The sequence below is a fragment of the Methylobacterium sp. WL116 genome, from assembly GCF_008039455.1.
In the GTDB taxonomy this organism is placed as follows: domain Bacteria; phylum Pseudomonadota; class Alphaproteobacteria; order Rhizobiales; family Beijerinckiaceae; genus Methylobacterium.
The window spans coordinates 1-805 of the sequence record NZ_VRUV01000994.1; the positions used below are offsets into that span (position 1 = coordinate 1).

The 805-nt window shown below is 75.2% G+C and carries 1 protein-coding gene; it reads left to right on the forward strand.

Annotated elements, in window-relative coordinates:
- Positions 1-805 (forward strand): cytochrome c biogenesis protein CcdA (locus FV223_RS28995; protein WP_281407488.1); only part of this gene is annotated, 805 nt, incomplete at both ends.

Genomic DNA, 805 nt, shown 5'->3' on the forward strand with positions numbered 1-805 from the left:
GCGGCGGCGCGCACCGACCCGGCCGAGGCGCTGACCCTGTGGACCGCGGCCGGCCTCGCGCTGCTCGGCGGCCTGATCCTCAACCTGATGCCCTGCGTCTTCCCGGTGCTGTCGATCAAGGTGCTGAGCCTGGTGAGGCATTCCGGCGAAGCGCCGGCGCGGGTCCGGCTGCACGGGCTCGCCTACACCGCGGGGGTGCTGGCGGCCTTCCTGGCGCTGGCCGCGCTGCTGATCGCCCTGAAGGCCGGCGGCGCCGGGATCGGCTGGGGCTTCCAGCTGCAATCGCCGACCGTGGTGGCGGCTTTGGCCTACCTGCTCTTCGCCATGGGCCTGAGCCTGTCGGGCATGCTTCACCTCGGCGGGCGGCTGGCCGGGCTCGGCGACGGGCTGACCCGGCGGGCCGGGCTCCAAGGCTCATTCTTCACCGGCGTGCTCGCGACGGTCGTGGCCACGCCGTGCACCGCCCCGTTCATGGGCTCGGCCGTGGGCTTCGCGCTGACGCAGTCGACCGCTGCCGGCCTCGTCGTGTTCGCGAGCCTCGGCCTCGGCCTCGCCCTGCCCTTCCTGGCGCTCACCCTGTGGCCGCCGGCGCTGCGCGCCCTGCCCCGGCCCGGCGCCTGGATGGACGTGCTGAAGCAGGCCCTCGCCTTCCCGATCTACGCCACGGTCGCATGGCTGGTCTGGGTGCTGGCGCAGCAGGTCGGGCCGCAGGGCCTGCTCGCGGCGCTGATCGGGCTGGTGCTGATGGGCTTCGCCGCCTGGGCGTGGGAGCTCGGCCGCGACGCGCGGCCGGTCCGGGCGCAGC